The sequence below is a fragment of the Jezberella montanilacus genome, assembly GCF_003003055.1.
Taxonomy (GTDB): Bacteria; Pseudomonadota; Gammaproteobacteria; order Burkholderiales; family Burkholderiaceae_B; genus Zwartia; species Zwartia montanilacus.
In genome coordinates this window covers 1-22,521 of record NZ_PVTV01000005.1, presented here as the reverse complement: position 1 = coordinate 22,521, position 22,521 = coordinate 1, and the positions used below count along the sequence as shown (strand labels likewise).

Annotated in this window: 14 protein-coding genes and 1 pseudogene; 9 read left to right on the top strand and 6 right to left on the bottom strand. The window is 50.4% G+C overall.

Features of this window, described 5'->3' with window-relative positions; translation table 11 throughout:
* Nucleotides 1-181: 181 nt before the first annotated feature.
* The 4 genes from BCM14_RS01525 to BCM14_RS01510 all read right to left on the bottom strand — a co-directional run bounded on the left by BCM14_RS01525 (nucleotide 182) and on the right by BCM14_RS01510 (nucleotide 1,616).
* Complete coding sequence (locus BCM14_RS01525) at nucleotides 182-514, bottom strand: type II toxin-antitoxin system RelE/ParE family toxin (protein ID WP_106226247.1); 333 nt, start codon at nucleotides 512-514, stop codon at nucleotides 182-184.
* Between the two features lies 1 nt (nucleotide 515).
* Nucleotides 516-737 carry a hypothetical protein gene (locus BCM14_RS01520; protein WP_106226246.1) on the bottom strand — a complete coding sequence of 74 codons (222 nt, stop codon included), beginning with the start codon at nucleotides 735-737 and terminating at the stop codon, nucleotides 516-518.
* Nucleotides 738-1,032: 295 nt separating this feature from the next.
* On the bottom strand, nucleotides 1,033-1,374 hold the full coding sequence (gene mazF, locus BCM14_RS01515; protein ID WP_106226245.1) for an endoribonuclease MazF: 342 nt from the start codon (nucleotides 1,372-1,374) through the stop codon (nucleotides 1,033-1,035).
* A complete protein-coding gene (locus BCM14_RS01510; protein ID WP_106226244.1) occupies nucleotides 1,374-1,616 on the bottom strand; it encodes an AbrB/MazE/SpoVT family DNA-binding domain-containing protein in 243 nt (80 codons plus the stop codon). The genes mazF and BCM14_RS01510 overlap by 1 nt, the downstream gene beginning before the upstream one ends.
* A 55-nt stretch (nucleotides 1,617-1,671) precedes the next feature.
* Between BCM14_RS01510 and BCM14_RS15215 the strand changes: the two genes are divergently transcribed.
* On the top strand, nucleotides 1,672-1,974 hold the full coding sequence (locus tag BCM14_RS15215; RefSeq protein WP_259673360.1) for a hypothetical protein: 303 nt from the start codon (nucleotides 1,672-1,674) through the stop codon (nucleotides 1,972-1,974).
* Between the two features lie 101 nt (nucleotides 1,975-2,075).
* Here BCM14_RS15215 and BCM14_RS01500 read toward each other — a convergent pair whose 3' ends face one another.
* The gene (locus tag BCM14_RS01500) at nucleotides 2,076-2,348 is read right to left on the bottom strand and encodes a prevent-host-death protein (protein WP_106226242.1); all 273 of its coding nucleotides are present in this window, start codon (nucleotides 2,346-2,348) and stop codon (nucleotides 2,076-2,078) included.
* A gap of 306 nt (nucleotides 2,349-2,654) precedes the next feature.
* Here BCM14_RS01500 and BCM14_RS01490 point away from each other — a divergent pair, with 306 nt between their 5' ends.
* The 5 genes from BCM14_RS01490 (at nucleotide 2,655) to BCM14_RS01470 (ending at nucleotide 9,568) form a co-directional block, all read left to right on the top strand.
* Nucleotides 2,655-3,599 carry an ABC transporter permease gene (locus BCM14_RS01490; protein ID WP_259673358.1) on the top strand — a complete coding sequence of 315 codons (945 nt, stop codon included), beginning with the start codon at nucleotides 2,655-2,657 and terminating at the stop codon, nucleotides 3,597-3,599.
* An 84-nt stretch (nucleotides 3,600-3,683) separates the two neighbouring features.
* The gene (locus BCM14_RS01485) at nucleotides 3,684-4,724 is read left to right on the top strand and encodes a sugar ABC transporter substrate-binding protein (RefSeq protein WP_106226239.1); all 1,041 of its coding nucleotides are present in this window, start codon (nucleotides 3,684-3,686) and stop codon (nucleotides 4,722-4,724) included.
* A gap of 137 nt (nucleotides 4,725-4,861) precedes the next feature.
* The gene (locus BCM14_RS01480) at nucleotides 4,862-6,979 is read left to right on the top strand and encodes an ABC transporter permease (protein ID WP_106226238.1); all 2,118 of its coding nucleotides are present in this window, start codon (nucleotides 4,862-4,864) and stop codon (nucleotides 6,977-6,979) included.
* A 3-nt stretch (nucleotides 6,980-6,982) separates the two neighbouring features.
* Complete coding sequence (locus BCM14_RS01475; protein WP_106226237.1) at nucleotides 6,983-8,065, top strand: NHL repeat-containing protein; 1,083 nt, start codon at nucleotides 6,983-6,985, stop codon at nucleotides 8,063-8,065.
* Between the two features lie 9 nt (nucleotides 8,066-8,074).
* Nucleotides 8,075-9,568, top strand: a complete 1,494-nt coding sequence (locus tag BCM14_RS01470; protein ID WP_106226236.1) for a sugar ABC transporter ATP-binding protein — start codon at nucleotides 8,075-8,077, stop codon at nucleotides 9,566-9,568.
* 33 nt (nucleotides 9,569-9,601) lie between these two features.
* On the opposite strand, the pseudogene BCM14_RS01465 reads toward BCM14_RS01470, so the two are convergent.
* Nucleotides 9,602-10,654, bottom strand: a pseudogene (locus BCM14_RS01465) (aspartate ammonia-lyase); the annotation flags it as partial.
* 72 nt (nucleotides 10,655-10,726) lie between these two features.
* Between BCM14_RS01465 and BCM14_RS01460 the strand changes: the two are divergent.
* The 3 genes from BCM14_RS01460 to BCM14_RS01450 all read left to right on the top strand — a co-directional run bounded on the left by BCM14_RS01460 (nucleotide 10,727) and on the right by BCM14_RS01450 (nucleotide 22,259).
* A protein-coding gene (locus BCM14_RS01460; protein ID WP_106226235.1) for an IS3 family transposase occupies nucleotides 10,727-12,266 on the top strand; the annotation gives its coding sequence in 2 pieces (ribosomal slippage) (nucleotides 10,727-11,440 and nucleotides 11,442-12,266; 1,539 coding nt in all).
* Between the two features lie 144 nt (nucleotides 12,267-12,410).
* Nucleotides 12,411-15,968: an STY4851/ECs_5259 family protein gene (locus tag BCM14_RS01455; protein ID WP_146129711.1), complete on the top strand. Its 3,558-nt coding sequence runs from the start codon at nucleotides 12,411-12,413 to the stop codon at nucleotides 15,966-15,968.
* A 9-nt stretch (nucleotides 15,969-15,977) separates the two neighbouring features.
* On the top strand, nucleotides 15,978-22,259 hold the full coding sequence (locus tag BCM14_RS01450; protein WP_106226233.1) for a DEAD/DEAH box helicase: 6,282 nt from the start codon (nucleotides 15,978-15,980) through the stop codon (nucleotides 22,257-22,259).
* Nucleotides 22,260-22,521: the final 262 nt, after the last annotated feature.

The following is a 22,521-nucleotide window of genomic DNA, read 5'->3' as shown; positions in this document are numbered from 1 at the left end:
GGCCGCTCTGTGAAGCAGGAACCCACCGAAGCGACTCGCAAATCATCGCGTAGCGCCGTAGGAGTCCCCGTCCTTTAGGCCGGGGAGGATGTCAACACTGGGTGAGCGCGAACGCTAGGGTTTTTAGGAAATCAGATGGTTGCCCGGGCGGAACCAACCAGGGCTTGAGGATGATTAATCCTTATTGAAACCTTTGTCGTGACAGCGTTACCTGAGTGATGTCACGTCTTGGATGTAGGATTCGCCAGAGTTCTACGTGATCATTTTGGATCTCGTAGAAGATCTGATGTGGAAAACGCTTCAAGGCCCAAGATTTGATGCCCTCGATGTCTAAGTCGAGTGCTGGACGCGGAGAACCAATGTTCGGGTGTTGTTTTAAGCGAGCGTACGCCTCGTCAATTTCAATAGCGAAATTTTCTGCGACCGTTGTTCCGGCCTGCTCACGGTAGTAACAAATGATATCGTCGACATCCGCAATTGCGTGGCGGTGTGGAGCGATTGTCCTAACAGTCATTTTAAAGCTCACCTCTTGCTAGGGCCCGCAATCTTTGGAAGTATTCGGGGGTGAGAGGCGCGCACAGGGGCGAATTTTTACCAGCAAGCAATTGCTCACGTAGCCATGCGCGGTCTTGCTGAATTTGAAAGCTATTTGAGTCGTGATCATCATCGTTAGCCTCACGGTTGTAAGCCTTCGGCTCTGATACGGTATTTTGGGATTTATGCAGTTGTAATGACATGGCGTCGGCTCCTGAACAGGCCTTCAATTCTGAATGATTTTTAGCCGACTGTCTGTTTCAATTTGTAACCATCTTGCCTTTTGAGTCAACCCTTCTGCAGCTAGACGCTCGAGGTTTAGTCCGTTCAAACGGACGTTTACAACCTGTAAACCATGGACTCGGTATTCTCGTTGTGAATAACAGAGCCCACAAAACCAAAAAAACCAGCGCGAACGCTAGGGTTTTTAGGAAATCAGATGGTGACCCAGGGCGGAATCGAACTACCTACATAAGGATTTTCAATCCTTGTGCCGAATTAATCGATAGATAGCAGAGCTTTGATATTTTCACGTACTCGTTTAAGTTGAGCGGCAGTGATTTTGGATTTGAATTTGGCGTTGCGTTCTCGCCAGTCTAATGACTTAACCTGATCAGATAAAACGACGCTAGTTGTCTTGCCGATTTCCACTTCAACTTCGAAAGGGTAACCTTTTGTTTTAGTTGAAAGCGGGCAACAAACAGCCAGGCTCACCTTTTCATTGTAAATAGCTGGGCTTAGTACCAAGGCTGGTCGATGCCCTGCGTGTTCTCGACCGGCTTGAGGATCAAATTCAAGCCAAACAATATCTCCCGCCTCGGGAACATAAGACTTAGGCACTAAAGGAGCTCCTTGCCGGTTGGGCGACCGAAGCTTTCTTCCGCATGGATATTGTCAGGAGTAATGCCTGCTAACAAATCGTCAAGGCGAGTTCGTTTAGGTGCAATAGGTTCGATAATGATTTTCCCCTTAAGCACATTTATATTGACTGCCTGATTTACTGTTAGCTGAGCTAATTCCATGATTGAACTCGATATTCGCAATGCAGGGCTGTTGCCCCATTTTTTGATTGTTGCTTGCATAGTTTGCTCCTTATGTTTCTACATTGTAGATACACATAAGGGCGGAGTCAAACCAATGGAAGCATCTAGTTACAAACCCACACATGAAAAACCCCCAGCGCGAACGCTAGGGTTTTTAAGTAATCAGATGGTGACGCGGTGCGGAATCGACCTGGGCCTGAGGATGTCATATCCTGCTCGTCATCTGTTAGTAAACCTCGTCGTGATCCCCTACATTGATTGGAACGATTTCATTCTCGGTAATGATGAGTTCAAGAGTAATTCTGTATTTCAGGTTGATCGAGACGCTGTGCAAACCGTTAAGTTTCCCCTTAAGACCATGAAGTCTCAAAGAAGCGTGGTGCGGGTTTACCGTTAATAGCTCAAGTGTTTTCGTGTATTGAACCAGAGCTTCAGGGTGCTGCTTGATGAATTTTGCTGCTTTGCGGTTGTATTGCTCTGTAAAGATTAACTGCCAGGTCATGCTGCCAACTTTGTGTTCAGCTTATTGATACGACGAATATGCTGGGCAACCGTTTCTTTTACATAGCGACCAGCATCGAGATCGGCTTTGGATTCGGCCAGTGCGGCTTCAAGCTCACATTCACGAAGATATTGATATTGTTCTCCGCTCATCACAATGTATTTAATTTGCCCGCGAACAGAAACTGCCGCTTCTGGTTGCGTGGCGAGGGCTTCCTCAATTGCTTTGACCCCTTTGGTTTTGAGATCATTTGCTGAGATTGTGCTCATGATGGGCTCCTGTTCAGTATGGCTAACAGTATAGTCAATCGTACGATTAAAAGCACTATTTATCACTTAGAAATATCCAGTTACAAAGCCACAAATGAAAAAACCCCAGCGAATAAACGCTACCCAGCACCGACGCGATCATCTTGTACTGAGGCAATGACGAGCTTGGCCAAGCGTCTAAGGGATTACGCCAATTGTTGCTGAGAAGGCCGACAGATACATTCGAGCGTAGTACGTGTTTCCCCTGATAACTGCCCATCGATGCGAACAAACCATAAAAAGTCTGCCTTCAAGACCGATCAACAAATGATTGTGCTTTTGATTTCAGCGACCATCTTCCTCGTTTTCTCGCTATTTCTGTCAGATTTTTCTAGCGTCGGCAATCTAGTGGCCATGATGCGATCAATTGCTGTCCTCGCGATTCTGGGGCTTGGCATGGCCATCGTGGTGATCGGTCGAGGGATTGATTTGTCGATGGTGGCGTTGATGGCGGTGCCCTCTGCCTTGACCATGACCTTGGTTGAACGCGGGATGGGGTTGGCGCCAGCCCTGCTGGTGGGTGTGGGACTGGCAGTGACTGTGGGCGTTATTAATGGCATGCTCGTTGCCTATGCAGAAATACCCGCATTATTCGTGACGTTGGCCATGGGTTTGGCGCTCGCCGGTTTGGGTCAGATTGGCATTTTGAAGGCTGACGTCGTTTCTTGGTCCGATGGCATGGATCCGATCCGTTGGCTTGGTGGATCGTCAGTTTTCGGTATCCCCAGCAGTGTCTTGGTGGCAGCCGCGATGTTCGTGATCGTTAACTGGTTTTTACGGCAAACCAAGGTCGGGCGGTTCATCTATTCGATTGGTGACAACCCACTTGCTGCGAGGACAACAGGCGTGATGGTGCGGCCCATCATGGTGCTGCAATATGTGTTAGCGGCCTTAATTGCCGTTTTGGCGGGGTTTGTCATGGCGTCATCCAATAATTTGATGGACACCAGAACCTACAACCTTTCTCTCATCTACGACATCATTTTGGTGGTCGTGCTCGGGGGCATTGGTCTGTCTGGCGGGCGTGGTGGCGTCTGGAGCGTGTTGGTCGGCACTTTGCTCGTGGGCATCGTGTTCAACGGCATGACCATCATGAATTTCCCGTTAGATATTCAGGATTTGTTCAAAGGTATCATCCTCTTGATCGCGATCATGGTTGATAGTTTCTTAAATCCAAGAAATGAAGAAACCGCTCAACAAGGCGATATTTGAACGTCTGGTCGGGGATACCTCGAAAAGTTTTTTAGTCGCAGTAAATGAGTATTCATCAAATTAAAAAAAACGTCGGAGACAACAATGATTGCTGATACAAAAACCTTTCGTTGGGGATTGAAATCCCTGATGGCCATTTTCATCGCTTCTACCAGCGTGCTTGCAGGCCTGGCGTACGCTCAGGACGGTGCTATTAAAGACCCAGCGCGTGCTCAGTATTACGAAGGCTTTAAGGGCAAGCGAGTCGTGTTTGTGCCCGTGTTCATGGGTTTGGATCTGACTGAGGGATGGTCCAAAATGATGGGCATTCAGGCCAAACGGTTAGGCTACAACTATGAAGTGAGAAACGCCAACTTCGACACCTCAGCAGGCGTGCAAATTCTGACACAGCTGCTGAGCGAAAAGCCAAAGCCAGATGTCGTCGTGATTCAAAACCCCGACGTGACCTCTTACGCCAAGCTTGAAAAGCAAATGGAAGAGGCAGGCATCTACGTGATTCAAATGAATATGAAGAGCCTGCAGTCAACGACAGGCTTTGCCGGCGCTGACGCGACGGTGATCGGTGAAGTTCAGGCTGAATGGGTCGTTAAACAGTGCGGACCAGGCACCTCACGCAAGGTGTTGATTCTGAATGGCCCCACGACGGCACCTTGGACAGTCTACATGCAGGAAGGCTACAACAACGTGTTGAACAAAAATCCAGATATCAAAGTGGTTTCACGGCAATCCATCGGCAACTACGACTCGTCCAAAGCGAAGTCGATTACCGAGGTGACACTGAAGCAACATCCTGACCTGTGTGCGGTGATGGGCGTGTGGGATATCCCTGACTTAGCGACTGGGGCTGCCGTCAAGGATGCAGGGTTATCCGGCAAAGTGCTGGTGTCAACCAGTGGCGGGGGTGGTGAGGTGGCCTGCAAAGGTTTGCAGACCAAGGCTTTTGATCACTACGTCAGTTATGACGTGCCAGGTCAAAGCCGTGATGTTAATGACCTGATCCAGATGGCCCTGCAAACGAAAGACCAACCCGGCAAGCTCAAGGTGGCGCATTACACCCCATTGGCAGTCCTCACTCAGGCCGATCTCGCGACCCATCAGTGTTGGACGCTTGACTCACTGAAGTGATGAACAGCTAAAGGCGCCATCGTTCGGCGCCTTTAGCCCTCTCTTTGTTTGACACTCAGGTCTCGTTGGGATCGCGCTTTTTATGATCAAGCGCGATGGTTTATGTATCTACAATCAAAACGGTAAATCGTCGATCTATGTCAACCGACTCATCTGGCACATTCAACAGATTTTTCTACAAGTATTGGCCCGGTCGTGCGGTTGGCGAGTTGCTCTCCAAAAACTGGATGGAAACGGCTGTCCCTTTGCTAGTGCTGGTGTTGGTCGTCAGTGTGTTTGCTTCGTTGGTTGATAACTTTCTGTCCTTCACCACGATTTCTGGTTTTCTTCGAGAGGGGGGTGAGATCGGGTTTATCGTGCTCGGCGAGGCGGTCGTTTTGATTGTCGGCGGCATTGATCTCAGTGTGGGCTCTATCTATGCGATCTGTAATGTGTTGGTGCTTTATCTCATCCACGTTCAAGCATGGTCGGCCCCGTCAGCGATTCTGGCGACGCTTCTGGTTGGGGCGGCACTGGGTGGCATCAATGGCGTGCTCATTGGTTACCTGAAACTTCGTGCCTTTCTCACCACGATGGTGACACTGATCGTGCTGCGTGCCATTTATAATTTGATTCAATTCAAGTGGGCCGTCGGCATCGCGTCGACAATTCCCGAGTCCGACATTTGGGATTTTTTGGGCAGTGGCAAGCTCATCAGTCTTCCCATTTCTACCTGGATTTTTGCCCTCGTTGCGATTGGTTTCCACATGTTTTTGACACGGATGCGCGGCGGGTGGCGTTTGCTAGCGGTGGGGGGCTCGCGACGCTCTGCCTATAACTCGGGGCTACCTGTTAATCGCATCGCTGCGCTTGCCTATGTCGCCTCAGGGATGCTGGCTGGCGTGGCTGCTGTCCTGTTTGCGGCTCGAGTCGATAGCAGTAGCGCCGATACCGGTCTAGGCTTGGAAATCGTTGTCCTTGCAGCAGCTTTGCTCGGTGGCATACGCCTGGGCGGGGGCAAGGGTTCGGCCATGAAGGTGGTGCTGGGCACCTTAATTATCTTGATCGTCACGAACAGCTTGCGAGGTCTCGCTGTGCAAGCGGGTTTTATCCGCATCCTGTTGGGTGCCATCATGATTCTTGCTGTGACCTTGGATATCCGGTGGTTCAAGAATCGAGGCAAAGCCATCAGAGAGATGTATGTCAGCCCCGGGTATTTGCCAATGCCCACCGCCGCGTCGATCGCAGAAGGTACGCCATTTGCTGTCAATAACAAGCTTGGTTCAACTGAACTGATTGGGCTCGCGCGAGTTGAGTCGCCGGAAGATGTCATTCTTGACGCCGACGACCATTTGTATTGCGGCACTCGTCACGGAGACATCGTGAAGTTTTATGCGCCTGATTATCAACAGATGGAAGTCTATGCCCATATCGGTGGTCAACCGCTGGGCATGGCGTTTGATGCGGCGGGCGACTTGTGCGTATGTGTCGGCGGCATGGGGTTGTACAAAGTCAGGCACGTTGATCGCGTGGTCGAGAAAATAACCGACACCACTAACCGCTCTTGGAACACGGTCAATGACGATAGTCGTCTAAGACTAGCAGATGACCTGGATATCGCCCCTGACGGCCGAATTTATTTCTCTGAAGCGACAATTCGCTATGAAATGAGTGAGTGGCCCATCGACAGTTTGGAAGCGCGCGGCAACGGGCGAATCATCTGTTACGACCCCAAAACAGACAAAACGCAGACCGTGTTGAAGAACTTGGTGTTCCCCAATGGCGTTTGCATGGTGGGCGACGGTGAGTCACTGCTGTTTGCCGAAAGTTGGGCTTGTCGTATCAGCCGTTACTGGTTTGATGGGCCGAAAAAAGGGCAAGTGACTGTCGTGATACCGGATTTGCCTGGCTATCCTGATAATATCAATCGCGCCTCAGACGGCAATTTCTGGATTGCGTTGATGGGTATGCGTAGCCCGTCTTTTGACCTGGCGATGCGGTGGCCTGGTTTTCGAGGCCGTATGGTTAAGCGGCTGGGGCAAGACGAATGGATGTCGCCCAACATCAACGTCGGGTGTGTCATCAAGTGCGACTTGAGCGGCGTGGTGCTGGAATCTTATTGGGACAAAGGCGGCGAAAATCATCCGATGATTACCTCGATGAGAGAGCATAAAGGCTATCTCTATCTGGGTGGCATATCCAACAATCGTATTGGCCGTTTACGTCTTGAGGGCGCAGATCCCCATTTCGTCCAACATCCGCTTAGCCCGAGGTAAATCATGCTCAAACAACTCAAACGGGCGCGGGATCGGTTCTTTGGCACTGGTGAGGCAGATACCTCGGTGCCGGTGCTAGATGGGCCGCTCAAGCCCAATCATCTGCTTGAAAATGCCGAGGTTTTTTTTCAAGCCCCCGATCTCGAAGATCTTTGCGTGATGGCTGATGGGCGGTTGGTGGTTGCCAGTGGAATGACGGTGCTGTGTGTCGATCCAACCGGCTGTCAACAAACGATAGCTACTTTGGCTGAACCTGTTCAGGCGCTGACTGCTTACCGTGATGGCCTTATCGCTGCGACCCGTGGGTGTTTGTACTTCATCGGTGGGCAACTCGACGGCAAGCAATACCAAGTGACAACGTCGGCGTCTGGCGGATGCATCAATGCAGTCTGCGAGCATCCAGAGGGGGCTGTCATTATCAGCGAGGGTTCTGAGCATTATCCACAGACTGAATGGACGCGGGATTTGCTCAGTACTGGCGCGACTGGGCGAGTGTTGCAGTACTGGCCCGACAACGACCAGTTAAGCGTGCTTGCCCATGGGTTGAAATATGCATTCGGCGCCGTGGTCGATGAGCAAGGTCACATCTATACCGCTGAATCTTGGGGGCATCGTATTGTTCGTGTAGCAAATGGGGTGTCGAGCAGCATGTGCCAGGACTTGCCGGGATACCCGTCCCGACTCATTCAGGCGGGCGATGGGGGCTATTGGTTGACGGTATTTGCACCACGCAATCAGCTGGTCGAATTTGTGTTGCGCGAAACGGGCTTCAAGCGTGAAATGATGGCGACTGTTGATCCCAAATATTGGATAGCCCCTGCGCTCTGTTCGGGACAGGACTTCATCGAACCTCTGCAACAAGGCGGCGTCCGGCAGATGGGGGTGCTCAAGCCATGGGCGCCCGCGCGTTCGTATGGTTTAGTCGTACGCCTGGGCGCTGACTTTCAACCCCTGTACTCGCTGCATAGCCGCGTAGGTGGACGTCATCACGGGGTGACGGCGGTGGCCGAGTTCGATGGGGCGTTGTTGGTGCTATCCAAAGGGGCGAATAAAGTGCTGCGGCTCTCACTGTCTGACATCAAATAAGAGGTAAGGATGATGGCTCCAATTCTGGAACTCAAGGGTGTCACAAAAGCCTACGGCGGCGTGCCTGCTGTCGATGGTGTTGACTTCACTTTGCACAAAGGTGAAGTGCACGCCCTGTGCGGCGAAAACGGGGCTGGCAAATCAACGCTCACGAAAATCATGGCGGGGGTCGTCGAACCCAGTGCGGGAGAGATGTTGCTCGAAGGCAGGCGGGTGCAGTTTCGTAATCCCGTAGAGGCACAGCGCGAAGGGATTGCGATGGTTTTTCAAGAAACCAGTCTAGTGCCAACCATGACGGTGGGGCAAAACCTCTACTTAGGTAATGAGAAGGCTTTTAATCGACTGCGGGCGCTCTACATTGCCTCTCAACAATTGCTGCAATCGCTCAACTTCAAGGTCGATCCGACCAAAACCGTTAGTGAGCTGGGCGCCGCGCAAAAGCAGATGGTTGAAATCGCCCGTGCCGTCCTGCACAAGGCGCGGGTCATCATTTTTGATGAACCAACTGCGACATTGACACCTGAAGAAAAGCGCTACTTTTTCGATTTGATCCGAAAGTTAAAAGGCGATGGTGTTTCTATTATCTTTATCTCGCATGCACTTGAGGAAGCGCTGGAGATATCCGATCGCATCACGATCATGCGTGACAGCAAGTTAATCGTCTCGGACGACACGGTCAATTTTGATCGCGAACGAATCATCCGCGCGATGGTGGGTCGTGATCTGTCCAATACCTTATACGGTAAAAAAGAGACTGCACGACCCGCGGGTAAACGAGTGTTGAGTGTGCAAAACCTGCGAATGGGCACGATGGTGAGAAACACCTCGTTTTCAATCTTCGCCGGGCAAATCACAGGGGTCTTCGGTCTGATTGGTTCAGGGCGCACCGAAACCTTTAAAGTCGTGGCAGGCGTGAACAAACGCGATTACACGCACGGCGGGAAAATCATTTTCAACGACCGCCCCGTGCGCTATCGCGTGCCCGCGAGCGCGGTCGCTCAAGGCATTGCGTACATCACCGAAGATCGTAAGGTTGACGGTTTCTTTGAAACGATGTCTATCTCTCGCAATATCTATGCAGGCGTGCTCGCCAAAGAACGGCTCGAACGGGTGCTTACGTCGAGTAAAGAAGAAAAAAGCGTGGGCAAAACTTGGCGTGAGAAGCTCAACATTCGTTCAGTCACTGCGCAAGCAAACGTCATCGAGCTGTCGGGCGGCAATCAGCAAAAGGTGGTCATTGCTAAATCGCTGATTCAAAATCCCAAGCTCGTGATTTTCGATGAACCAACACGCGGGGTAGACGTGGGCGCGGTGGCTGAGATCCACGATATCATTCGTCGTCTCGCTGACGAAGGGCTCGCCGTGGTGGTGATCTCGTCTTACCTGCCCGAGATTATGCTGTTATCCGACCGTATCCTCGTGTCACGTCAAGGGCGCATTGTTGAAGAGTTCAATGGGCTTGAGGCGACGCAAGAAAAAATCATGTATGCGTCTATCCACTAGCCACCAATCAACACACGGCCCTTTAAAGGCACTTTATAGTTGAACCATTGTGCGTGGTTGCGTCAGCACTTCTGGTTTCAAGATTTCATCGAGTTGTGTTTTAGTCAGTAGACCTTTGCTCAACACTAACTCGTAGACGCTACCGCCCGATAACAAGGCTTCTTGTGCGATTGCAGTGGCGTTGGCGTAGCCGATGTAGGGATTCAACGCCGTGACCAACCCAATCGAGTTTTCCACGTTGCGACGGAGGCTTTCGCGATTGGCCGTGATGCCTTTGATACATTTTTCTGCGAGCGTCAAACAACCTGCACGCAGGTGCGTCACGCTTTTAAAAATGCTGTGAGCAATGATGGGTTCGAAGGCGTTCAGTTGCAATTGTCCTGCCTCTGCGGCAAAACTAATGGTCATGTCGTTGCCGATCACTTCGAAGGCGATTTGATTGACCACTTCCGGGATCACCGGATTGACTTTGCCAGGCATGATCGATGACCCTGCTTGCATCGGGGGTAGGTTGATTTCTGCGAAGCCGGCCCGAGGGCCTGAGGACAATAGGCGCAAGTCATTGCAAATCTTTGAAAGCTTGACAGCGATCCGTTTGAGTACACCAGACAACTGCACAAAGCTGCCGCAATCTTGCGTGGCTTCGATTAAGTTGGGCGCGGTTTTCAGCGGGATGCCGGTGATGGCCACGAGCTGTTGGCAAACCAAGCGGGCGTAATCTGGGTGGGCGTTGATGCCCGTGCCAATGGCGGTCGCGCCCAAATTGATTTCATGAATCAGTTGTACGGCTTCGTTCAGACGTTCAATATCCTCTTCTAGCATCACTGCGTAGGTCGAAAATTCTTGCCCTAAGGTCATGGGCACGGCGTCTTGCAATTGCGTACGACCCATTTTCAGAACGTCACTGAACTCGATTGCTTTTTCTGCAAAGGCCTGACGTAGAACCTCCATGGCAGCCGCGAGTTGCATCACGCCCGCGTGACCCGCAATTTTCAACGCACTTGGATAGACATCGTTGGTACTTTGACTGATGTTCACATGCTCGTTAGGGTGCAGGTATTGGTATTCGCCCTTTTGATGCCCCAGCAGTGTTGACGCCGGATGAAAATTGATCAGGTGGGGGTGCGGCGGAAAAGTTGGACTACTTGGAGGTAGTTCATGTACTCATACGAAGACCGAAGTCGAGCAGTTGAGCTTTATATCAAGCTAGATAAGCGCATTGCAGCGACCCTTAAACAGTTGTGCTACCCCACAAAGAACGCACTCAAGACTTGGTACCGAGAGTATGAGCAGCGACAAGATGTCTCGATGGGTTATGCGCGATCTAGACTAAAGTATTCAGAGGAACAAAAGCAGTTAGCAGTTGATCATTACTTAAACCATGACCGCTGCATTGCTGGCACCGTCAAAGCTTTAGGATATCCGTGCAGAGGTACGCTTACCAGTTGGATCGGTGAGTTAGCCCCCGAGACTAGAAAACGCTTGGTCAGCAAGGGTATCAGGGCTGTGCATTCCGACGCCTTCAAAAATGCTGCCGTCATTGATCTGTGCATGCGCCCGGTAAGTGCTCAAGCGTCCGCTAATCAGTTAGGCGTTGACAGGACAACGCTGTATAACTGGAAGAATAAGCTACTCGGTCCAGAGGCACCTGCATCCATGAAACACCAAGATGATCTACAACCGTTGCCTGATCGAGCGGAGTTAGAAAAAACTGTCGAGTCACTTAAGCGCGATATTCATAAGTTACGGCTTGAGCACGACCTTCTAAAGATGGCGGCTGAACTGTTAAAAAAAGGCCAGGGCATCAACCTCGTTCTTCTAAGCAATCGGGAGAAGACACTGATGATTGATGCCCTGCGACAAACGTATGCTGGTGCCAGAACTCCTTGTCGAACTCGGCCTTGCTCGCAGATCTTACTTTTATCACCGAGCCCGTCTGCTTGGCCCTGACAAGTATGTAGACGTCCGTCTCGCCATCACTGATGTCTTCGAGCTTAATCACCGGTGCTATGGATATCGACGTATAAAAGCTTCGCTGAGCAAGCGACATTTACACATCTCAGAAGGAGTTGTTCGACGTTTAATGAGGCAGGCAGGACTGAGCATCGCCACGCTGAGGCGTCGTCGCTACCACTCGTACGGCGGGGAAATTGGCCCAGCGCCAGAGAACCTCATCAACCGCGACTTCAAAGCTGCAACCCCTAATGAAAAGTGGCTTACCGACATTACAGAGTTCCATATCCCTGCAGGTAAGGTTTACCTGTCGCCCATGATCGACTGCTTTGACGGCATGGTGATCAGTTGGTCCATTGGCACACGGCCAGACGCTAACCTCGTGAACACGATGCTGGATGCGGCCATCGAAACAGTAGCTACGTGTGGTGATCATCCGGTTGTCCATTCGGATCGCGGGGCTCACTATCGATGGCCAGGCTGGTTAACGCGGATGGGCGATGCCAAACTAACTCGATCGATGTCGCGCAAAGGGTGCTCACCGGATAACTCTGCTTGTGAAGGCTTCTTTGGGCGTTTGAAAAACGAGCTGTTTTACTCTCGTAGCTGGCAGGCAACAACCATTGAGCAATTTATTCAGATCGTTGATTCGTATATTCATTGGTACAACGAAAAGCGTATCAAGATATCCCTTGGATCATGTAGTCCTTTAGAATACCGACAAAGTCTCGGACTTACGGCATAAACCAGTCCAACTTTTCCGCCGCACCCCCGGTGGTCAGTATTCAACCGGCGCGAACATCAATGCCGACGTAGTGAATTGAATCCTTGCAACAGGTGGTTAGCTGGCTTCGGTCCGCTAAACTGAGATAAAAAAGGGAGCGAGATCTTGCAAGAATATGTTGACTGGTACCGTGGCTTTTTAGCTAAGCGGGGACTTGAGCGTTCAAACGCACAAATGCTTTTCAGGTACCGCACTACAGCCGTCGAGTACCTATCGTTGCGCGATCTGTTGTCTCAGAGACTCACAGCGCTGGGCGGCCATCCCTGGAAGCTCACGTCGTTCGCTGAGTGCGCACTGTTTGTGCTCTATGCCGCAGAGTGGTGGCGCCGCGAGTACGCAGGGGGAGCATGGCGCTGGACCCAAATTCTTGAATCTCTAACAAAGGGCCCCTTCACCATCCATGTTTATGAGCGCACAGACGCTGTAGAACGTGGCTTGAGAGTTTGGGGACATCGACCGAGTCTGGATGGAAAGAAGTACCTTGGCGCAATCGTGGCGCAAGGTGGTCTGCCACTCCAAATGATTGCGCAGGGTGACGGCGCAGTAACGAAACTGCTCGTTCGAGGCATGCGCCAAGCGCAACTTCTCGGATGGGACGAGGATCGCCTTGAACAATATTTCGCGGCGCATGAGCTTGACCTAGTCCAACATCTGCGTGCGGCTGAAATATTTAGACTCCTGGCATCCGTTGTTTGGACCGTCTTGGAATTGCGCAATGAGTGTCACCTTGCAGGTGCAAACAATCCGCTTGAAATTCTTGACAAAGTTCAGCCCAACTGGCGCGACCGATTCCCAATCGCCGCAGATGACCGCTCAGCCGAACCCTTACTCACAGGTTTAGTGAAAGAGGCTGCCCGTGTCATCAAGGCGGTGAACTCGTATCCTGCTTTAATCAGCCGTACTTTGGTTCGATGCCTTGATAGCCAAGAATTTGACCTGGTGATGAGCATTCAGCTCGCCTCCAACATTACGTTAGAGGCGCTGTCAGCAGCCCTGGGCGTTTCTTCCAAATCACTTCCTCAGTCATTCACCTTAGAACTTGAAGGTAGGAATCGCACGACACTCGGAACGGGGCGCCAATTGCTGGGAGGCGAAGAGTCCACAGTAATGTTGAGCGGAAAACCGCGCCGCCTAACCAATGACGATGCCCAAAGCGAAGTCTTAATGGTGTTGCGCGGTCTGGGATCAGATCTTCATGTACCCGCTGCAATTCCAGGGGGGGATGGTCTAGAAGACAGTCAGCCATGGATCTTTGGCAACAGAGATGCCGAATTAGCCCTCTTGGCTGTTGGATCTTGTAATCTCCCTGATGACGTCTGCTTTGTGGCAGTTCCAGAAGCTTATTCGGTTGAACCTTGCGAGGATAGTCATGCAAACCTTGTTGGCTCCATTTCAGGACTGAGCCAACGTAGAAAGGTGTTCGAAGTTGAGGGAACTGTGATCGTTTCAGACTACTTTGAGAGCTATGAAATCAGGACATCGCAATCGCAAGATGAATCCGCTCAGCTCGTATGGAAAGGATCCAGACTAGCCTATCGAACGACTCCATATCCAATTTATCAAGGTGTGCCAAGCCTTTATCGGCTCGATTCCGCAGGACTGCTGCATCCGGTGCTCCCTCGCGATATCGATTGGGTCGCGCCGACGCGGGGCGGTGACATAGTAGCCGCCCACCGCCTGCACCAGGGCCTAATTGATGCTTGGGTAAAGAGTAATGGGATCCGCCAGCGACGTTTCCGAATGGCACTGATTCCGATTGGTGCAAAGGTACGTTTTACGTCAGGGTCAACTGAAAGCAGAGGTGAAATTGAATTTCAGGGTTGGGGACTCAATGAGATACACACATCTCAAGACCTGCAGGTTAGCGCGGAAATAAGTGTAAGTTCCGCGAAACTCACTGTCGAATCTACGCTCAACCCGCCAGCAACATTTCTTGCGGCAATGACATGGCCCAATACAGACCAACTGCTTCGCGTTGAACTGCCGTTCCCCTCCACAGGAGGACGATTCTCAACTCTCAGTGGCGAGATTCTGGCCAATCAAACTACGCTTCCTTTGAGAAGATTGGAAGACATTCGGCTTCAGGTTTATGACCGCAACCCGGACACTCCGAAGCGATATGCCCTGTCAATTGAGCTCCAAGGGAGCACCCAATCACAATCACAATCACAATCACAATCTCAAACTCAAACTCAACACCGCATCAGTGTTTCAGTGCCGCTGAACAGTGAGGGTTTTGGTGAAATTCGACTCTTTGAAATCGAATCGAATCTTTACGACCTCTTGTGCCAAAGTGACAGTTTGGATGCCAAACTAACGTTGAATTTGTGTGTGGGACACACTCCCATCAGAAAGTTGAACCTCACGCGCTACGACGTACCCCTCGAACGGGAATCTGATTCCTTTAGCTTGTCTTCGGAATCCCTTGAGTCAGCATCACTGGACACAAGACTCGGCATGAAATTGCGTGCCGTGCCCCTTTTGGATGCACAAGGAGAAGACCGTGAGTTAGATCAGATTCTCTCGGAAGGAGCTCCCACAGGTCGTTGGAATGCCGGACAGCTACCTCACCAGCATGCACCTTGGTTGCTCTATCCCGCAGAAGATTCAAGCTTGCAAATCCGTCCCACAGTCTTTGCAACGACCGCTTTCGATGGGTTGTCGGTTTTAACCGGGAACGCATGTCCCCTTTCAATCGCAATGAGCGCAACAACGCAAAACGATAGAGATCGAATGATTCGAAGTGTCGTTGCGGATATGTCTAAGAATTTAGATCACGAATCTTGGAAACTTGTATTGCATCAACACAGGATTCTTAGTCATCTCCCACTAGCGACGTTGGATTATTGGCGTGCCTTTGGGGCAAGCCACGAAGCAAGCATTGCAGTAATCCTGAAACTCGTCAGCAACATTCCGGCGCTAATGCAACGCATGCGCCACGAGTTGGGAGTTATTTGGGAGCTGACGCCAAATAAGGTGTTGTCTGACGCACTTAAGATTTTGTCGGATTCGCTATCAAAGCAGCTTGATCTAGAACTAGATTCAGATATACATAAATCCATCGTTTCCGACCTGTTTAGGAAGCTGGGACTTGGATCCAATTCGATGGCCACACAAATTGATTTAGCACTGTTCCAAGGTGGATTTGGAATGGGCAATCACTTCAAAAACCTCGCTGAAGCCTCCAAAAAGCCACCATCGGCAGTCTTGAAAAGCCAATGGATGGGTGCTGACTCAATGCTCCAGAGAATATTGCTGCGGGCACACTCTGAAGATCGGGACTGGCCTCAGTTTGGATTAGTCAAAGCGTTAGTCGAAGTGCTGATGGAAAAGTGCGACCAGCACGCTCAACAATATTTGTTGGGATTCGATCGAGATCTCATTTGGCTTCCGGCTACTGCGCCTAGTGGACCACTTCGCAAGAATGAAAAAGAAGACGTGGCTAACGCCCCGTTCCTGGCAGCGCTATTGGTGCAAATAACTGGCTCCAGCGAATGGCTCTATAAAACGGGACGGATGGCACAACTGCGACAAATTCGTGCCTTCGATCCCGATTGGTTTGAAATTGCAATTCAAGCTGGTGGACTACTGGCAGCCCTTCAGAGTGCGCAAGTTGTACAAAAACCAAAATTTCAACGCGCACCAAGCCCGCGGATAACCTGATACCCACCTATGAAGACAACTTATTTTTCTGCTCTGCTTCCTGAACTCAGCACGCGTGCAGCACGTTCCACAATTGGTGTTCTTGGGTTTTCCAATGCGCCCTTGAGAAAGCACCTATTAGATGTCTTCTCTCGTGGTTATGGTCAACCCGGGTGTTTTCTTGGAGATCCGGTTTTTGAAGCCACGTTCGGTTGGAAACTAGCCGATGAAACAATGGGTGAGCTATCGGGAAAACTTCTCCATCCCGAAGTCGTTCGCTCTATGGACAAGCCATGGGGAGCATCGTCAAAAGACTATGAGTTCCTGAAATCGTCAAAACCCTACAAGCACCAGATTGCTTCCTGGAAAGCACTTCTTAGCCCCGGATACCAGTCTGTGGTCATCACGAGCGGCACTGGTTCTGGAAAAACCGAATGCTTTATGGTGCCGGTTCTAAGTAGCATTGCAGAGGCGAAGGAATCCAAACCGAATCAATCAGGTATCAAAGCGATCTTTCTCTACCCTCTCAATGCCCTAATTCAAAGCCAGCGCGAACGTCTACGCGCATGGATGGGGCCAATGAATGGTGACATTCGCTTTTGTCTTTACAACGGAATGACGCCGGAAGAAGCGAAAGGTGAAAAATATCGCGAAGCACCGCATGAGGTACATGACCGTACAACGCTAAGGGACGATCCTCCATCGATCTTAGTGACCAATCCAACCATGCTTGAGTACATGTTGGTCCGAGCCCAGGATGCCCCAATACTAGACAAATCCAAAGGCCAACTCGAATGGATCGTGTTGGATGAGGCACACAATTACATTGGCTCTCAAGCGGCTGAGCTTGCATTGCTTTTGCGTCGTGTTTTACATGCGTTCGGTACCAGTGCTGAAAAGGTCCATTTCGTAGCTACTTCTGCGACGATCGGATCAAACGACGAAACATCCCGCAATCAGCTACAACAGTTTCTGGCGCGTCTTGCAGGAGTCAGCCCTGATCGGGTGACCGTTATCCAAGGCGAGCGCCAATATCCAGAAATTTCCACGAAGATTGATCACGCTTCAGCAAAGCCTTTTACTGAACTACTTTCACTTGGTAGCGATCCCGAAGGCACATACCAACGTCTGAGTGCTGATCCGATCGCCCGGAAAATAAGGTCACTGTTTCTTCCCTCAGAAAGTGGAAGCAACTTTCAACCTCTAAGTGCGATTCGTCGAAGTATTGATGGCACGGATGTGCAGGCTTTGCAGTGGCTTGACCTCCTAACAGCGGCATTGAAAGGAACCGGACGATTTGCTTTGCCCTTCCTTCCTCTTCGTTTGCATGCCTTTCACAATACGATGAACGGTCTTTGGGCTTGTGTCAATCCAGCTTGCACAGAAAAGAACGCGACTGAACTTGAGGATTCGGAATGGAAGTTCGGCATCGTCTACATGGACGATGTTCGCAAGTGTCCTTGTGGCGCGCCGGTCTTCCCACTAGTGTCTTGCAACGACTGCAATGAAACTTTTCTAAGCGCAGAAATCGTTAGTGCGGGCAATGTTCCAAAGCTAGTTTCACCCATCACTGAAGACTTAGATGAGTTCATCCTCGATAGGGACCAAGAAGAAGGTTCAGAGGAAGGAACAGAAGGCGATTCATCCGAAAAAAAACCACTCCAACAATTACGGACTTCCGTTCTCCTAGTCAATGGCAGTGATCGGGGTGCTGCGATATTTCTGAATGCACACAACAATGAGTTTCAGACTCAGGTCGCTGAATCTCTCCTAGAGCTTAGAGTACAAGATTCGATCATAGAAGATGGCATTCCCGTACTGAAGTGTCCTGGATGCAATGGATTTTCAAGCTACCAAACACAATTTAGAAAGGCGTTGCTAGGCGCACCATTCCAGCTTGGCAACATCATTCCAACGCTTCTGGAATTTTGCCCCGACGGTGAAGTTCCTTTGGACATGCCTCGGCGGGGACGGCGAATGATTACCTTCACCGACAGTCGCCAAGGTACAGCACGCATAGCGGCAAAGCTCCAGCAGGACGCTGAACGGAATGCTCTGCGAGCATCGGTCTATAAAAAATTAGTTTCGCAGACTGCAGGAGCTGTCGACGGACGCGATAAGTTAGCCAAGGAAATTGAAAAGTTATCGAAACTAGAACTAGCTGCAGAAGGTCCAATTCGAGATTACTTGTCCACTCAAATTGGCGAATTGAAGCTGAAATTGGCCAGTGCAAGTCAGGGCACGCCTGTGCCGTACAACGACATGGTGGACTGGCTTGCAAGGCAGTCAACGGATATTGGCCGGTGGATTTACAACTCTTACCTTGAGTCTGATGCCAACTTTGGCACCGGAAAAGGCAAAGAAGACCTGGTCAAGATATTGGTATGCCGTGAATTCGGTCGTCGTCCAAAGCGCCAGAACAGCTTGGAAACGATGGGATTAGTCTCTGTTCAATATCCCAAGCTAGCTCAAGTCGTCTTACTTCGTCCCTCCGTGCAATCTGCAGGCTTCAGTTTGCCCGAGTGGCGTGATTTTCTCAAGATCCTGCTCGACTTTTATGTTCGGAGTCGATTTGCAATCAATCTCCCACAAGGATGGGAACGCTGGGGGGGAGTCAAAGGACCGGCGAAGAAAATTCTCCCTCCGAAGTCACTCGAATCCTCGAAGCGATTGCTCAAATGGCCCAAAGTGCAACCCCATAACAACCAAAACATGGCGGTGCGACTCTTGGCCTACGTGCTAAACGTTGATCCACTCACTGAACATGGACGTGATCGAATTGATAGTCTACTTCTGGCTGCGTGGGATGACCTTGCTATGGCAAGCAACCTGCTTCAGGTTAGCGATCAAGGGCGATTCCTGGATCTCACAGACATTTCGTTCCAAACTATCACTAAAGGGTGGATTTGTCCGGTTACACGACGAGTGTTAGACGTAACGCTTCGAGGAATTACGCCTTATCTCCCTGCAAAACAGCTTCATGAAGGTGTCGCAAAGTGCAAACCGCTTGAGATCCCCGTATGCGATGTAATTGCACAGGACTTTGCAACAGAGGATGACCGAATTGAAGCCGCTCGGCAATGGGTCGATGCTCACCCTTCCCTTAGCGATGCGCGCATCGAAGGAGTTTGGTCCAATCTCAATGAGCGCGTCATTGAGGGGGCGGGTTACTTCAGATCGGTAGAACATTCAGCCCAACAAACTGGCAGCAGGCTTGAACTGTATGAATCTCAGTTCAAACAAGGACTTATCAATTTGATGAGTTGCTCAACGACCATGGAAATGGGTGTGGACATAGGCGGCATAAACACTGTAGCCATGAACAATGTTCCTCCGCATCCAGCAAACTATCTACAACGGGCTGGTCGCGCTGGGCGAAGGGGGGAAACCCGATCTGTCGCTCTGACAGTTTGTAAGAATAATCCTCACGACCAAAACGTATTTCGCAATACCACCTGGCCGTTTACAACGCGTCTAAAAACTCCTGGTATCTCACTAGACAGCCCACTTTTGGTTCAACGGCACATCAACTCAATGTTGCTTGCCACATTCCTCCGCACGCAAACCAAAGATGGCAAATTGATGCAACTAACCCTTGACTGGTGGATGTTTCCAAGGGGAGAAAGCAGGCAGGAACGTTTTACAGCATGGTGTGAATGTTACGACCCCTTAAAGCACGGTGATGTGCAAATGGGGATCACTGACATGACGCGCAGAACTGTGTTTGAGGGACGAAGTATTCCTACGCTAGTAGCAAATACCGGAACGACTTTCAAAGATCACGCGCGCGATTGGATGAGCGAATACGAAGCGATCAAGACGCAGATTGAAAGCCTGATCAAGCGAAGCGAAGAAGACAAAGTTCCAATGAAAGCACTTGAGATTCAGATGTCACGCGTAAAGGGCGAATACCTGCTTCGAGAGATGGCCACGAGTGGCGTATTGCCTGGTTACGGCTTCCCCACAGACATCACAACATTTGAAACCTTGAATAAGGACTCAAGGGAAATCCAGCAGAGCAAAGACAAGTTGCTTCAAGGGCGAGAAGACAATAGGTTTCAACGACGTGAACTACCAAGTCGGGATACAGTCACCGCATTGCGCGAATACGCTCCCGGTGCCAGCGTTGTGATTGATGGACTGGTATACGAGTCAGCTGGAATTACATTGAATTGGCATGCACCGGCATCATTAGACGCTGTCAATGAAATTCAGAACATTAGGCGTGCATGGCGGTGTGGTCATTGCGGATCAAGTGGAACGTTCATTAGAAAATTGGACTCCTGCCCCGACTGTGGCTATTCACTCACTCTGAATGCGATCCAGCCACTGGAATATCTCGAACCTGCTGGGTTTAGCGTTGATCTTTTTGCACAGACTCACAACGACATTACGCTACAAGAATACGTACCGGTCGAAGATCCGTGGATCACTGCGCATGGGGCCTGGATGCCCTTAGTCAATCCAAATCTGGGACGTTTCCGATCGACACCGTCAGGGTCCGTATTTAACCATTCATCTGGAACCAACCGTTCGGGATATGCACTGTGTCTCGAATGTGGACGTTCTGCTCCGATGGGCAACCCAGGTGATCCGAACCATGGGTTACCACGAGTATTTCAACACCCACACAAACGATTACGTGGCCGTCAAGGTGGCAATGATTGGGTCTGTGGCGGAAGCGAAAGTGAATTCAAGATCAAGAAAGGTATCAGTTTCGGCCGAGAGTACACGACAGATGTTCTTGAACTGAGCCTTTGCAGTCTTGACGGAACACCTTTGACAGATGGCACAGCCGCATACACCCTTGCTGTGGCTTTGCGACGAGCCATCGCTGAAAGTCTGGGCATCGAAGAAACCGAACTGGGCTGCGAAAGCAAGATGATCCGAGATGATTTTGGTCGAAAGACAAGAACCATTCAGATATTTGATATTCGATCGGCTGGGTATTCCAGTCTTGTTGCCCCAGACTTGCCGCATTTGCTAAGAGCAGCGAGATCAAATCTCGAATGTGCTTCAAACTGTGAAGGCGCATGCCAGTCCTGTTTGCTGAATTTCGATACGAGATACCACTCCGACGAGCTAGATCGAAATGCGGCGCTCAATTTCATGACGCAGGAATGGATCGATTCGTTGTCACTAGCACCCGACGAACAACTGTTCGGAATTGCAACACAAGCAGAATACCAGCCGCTAAACGAGGCTATAACGAGAGAACTTAATCGTGGAAATGCACGCAGGCTCTATGTCTACCTTCAAGGTGACTTGCAAGAGTGGGACTTACCGGGCTCTTCACTCCGAAGACTCTTGCATAGGCTCTCAGCAATTGATGCAGTAAGCCTCACCCTAGTGTCGGACTCTAAAAGTCTCGATCAATTGTCACAGCCCAATGCGTCAATATTAGAAGGTTTGCAAAGTCTTGGGGACATCAGTCTCCACCAGGGCAATAGTCCAAAAGCTTTACATGCAGGAATCTGTCTTGCCACCTTGGAGCGAACAGATGGCACGTATGTCTCTTGGGCTACGAAAGATCAACTTTGCTCCTTACCAACGCAATATTGGGGAGATCAAGGTAGCGCAATGCTGGTTGTGGCACCCACTTCAAGACCTAACATTTTGAGTGAAAGAGTGGAGCTACCCGCCTTTGGTACGTCCTCAAACGCACTGGTTAAAGTTTTCCCGATTCTTAGTGAGGTCGACGGCAATGGCAGCGGATTTGGCGTGCGACTTTGGAGATTGCTCAGTAACGATGCTCTGTCGAGCACACTGCCCACCGGCAAGGCCGTTCAATCGATCTATTACGAAGATCGATACATTGCTACTCCTTTGGCAAGCGCTTTACTCATCGATGTCATTTCTGCAATAAAGGCCCACTATGAGCAGGAAGACGGATGGGGTGCAGTTGACATCAAGATAACTACAGCTCCCGTCGACGAGACAAAACAATTTCGGTATAGAAACAACTGGAACTCAGACTGGGAGTCGTCAAAAATTCGCGATGAAGCAATGTCAGCTGCGTTTGATTACAGCGGGATGTCAGCCAAGGTGCTTTCTATCGACAAACGCAACCTGATTCATGGAAGACGACTAACCGTTCGCTTCAAGGATGGTTGCGAGCTAGTAGCTTGGTTTGATCAGGGCTTTTCCTACTGGGGTGTTGCGCGCAGCATTATTCGAACCCCGCTTGCGATGTTCTCCATGAATAGAGAAATAGGTGAAATTGGCGCTGCGCTGGCGGAAATTCGAGTATCTATAGAGGGCCACGAGCTTCCCACTCAGGTATTTCTCGACATGCAAAAACTAAAAGGATAAGAGTAAAACCTAAGTCCTGCAGCTACAGGCGATTTTGGAGGGAGAAGGCCAAACTTATAACAGTTTGGCCTTCTTTGTATGGTGGACCACACGAGATCGGACCAACGTCCGGAATAAGCGACTAGAAATATGACCGCATTGATCTGTGGGTCTTATCTCGAAATGACGGCTCTACATCATTAACGGGGGACAACGGTATTTATTAAACTTGTTTTTGCGAAGAAACATTTTTAATAGAGGTCATACCGATGTCCCAAGTCGA

Coding starts and splice junctions, on each gene's coding strand:
- BCM14_RS01485 (WP_106226239.1), top strand. CDS start 3,684: ATGATTGCTGATACAAAAACCTTTCGTTGGGGATTGAAATCCCTGATG.
- BCM14_RS01525 (WP_106226247.1), bottom strand. CDS start 514: ATGACTGTTAGGACAATCGCTCCACACCGCCACGCAATTGCGGATGTC.
- BCM14_RS01520 (WP_106226246.1), bottom strand. CDS start 737: ATGTCATTACAACTGCATAAATCCCAAAATACCGTATCAGAGCCGAAG.
- BCM14_RS01480 (WP_106226238.1), top strand. CDS start 4,862: ATGTCAACCGACTCATCTGGCACATTCAACAGATTTTTCTACAAGTAT.
- BCM14_RS15215 (WP_259673360.1), top strand. CDS start 1,672: ATGGAAGCATCTAGTTACAAACCCACACATGAAAAACCCCCAGCGCGA.
- BCM14_RS01470 (WP_106226236.1), top strand. CDS start 8,075: ATGATGGCTCCAATTCTGGAACTCAAGGGTGTCACAAAAGCCTACGGC.
- BCM14_RS01490 (WP_259673358.1), top strand. CDS start 2,655: ATGATTGTGCTTTTGATTTCAGCGACCATCTTCCTCGTTTTCTCGCTA.
- BCM14_RS01510 (WP_106226244.1), bottom strand. CDS start 1,616: ATGCAAGCAACAATCAAAAAATGGGGCAACAGCCCTGCATTGCGAATA.
- BCM14_RS01500 (WP_106226242.1), bottom strand. CDS start 2,348: ATGAGCACAATCTCAGCAAATGATCTCAAAACCAAAGGGGTCAAAGCA.
- BCM14_RS01450 (WP_106226233.1), top strand. CDS start 15,978: ATGAAGACAACTTATTTTTCTGCTCTGCTTCCTGAACTCAGCACGCGT.
- BCM14_RS01475 (WP_106226237.1), top strand. CDS start 6,983: ATGCTCAAACAACTCAAACGGGCGCGGGATCGGTTCTTTGGCACTGGT.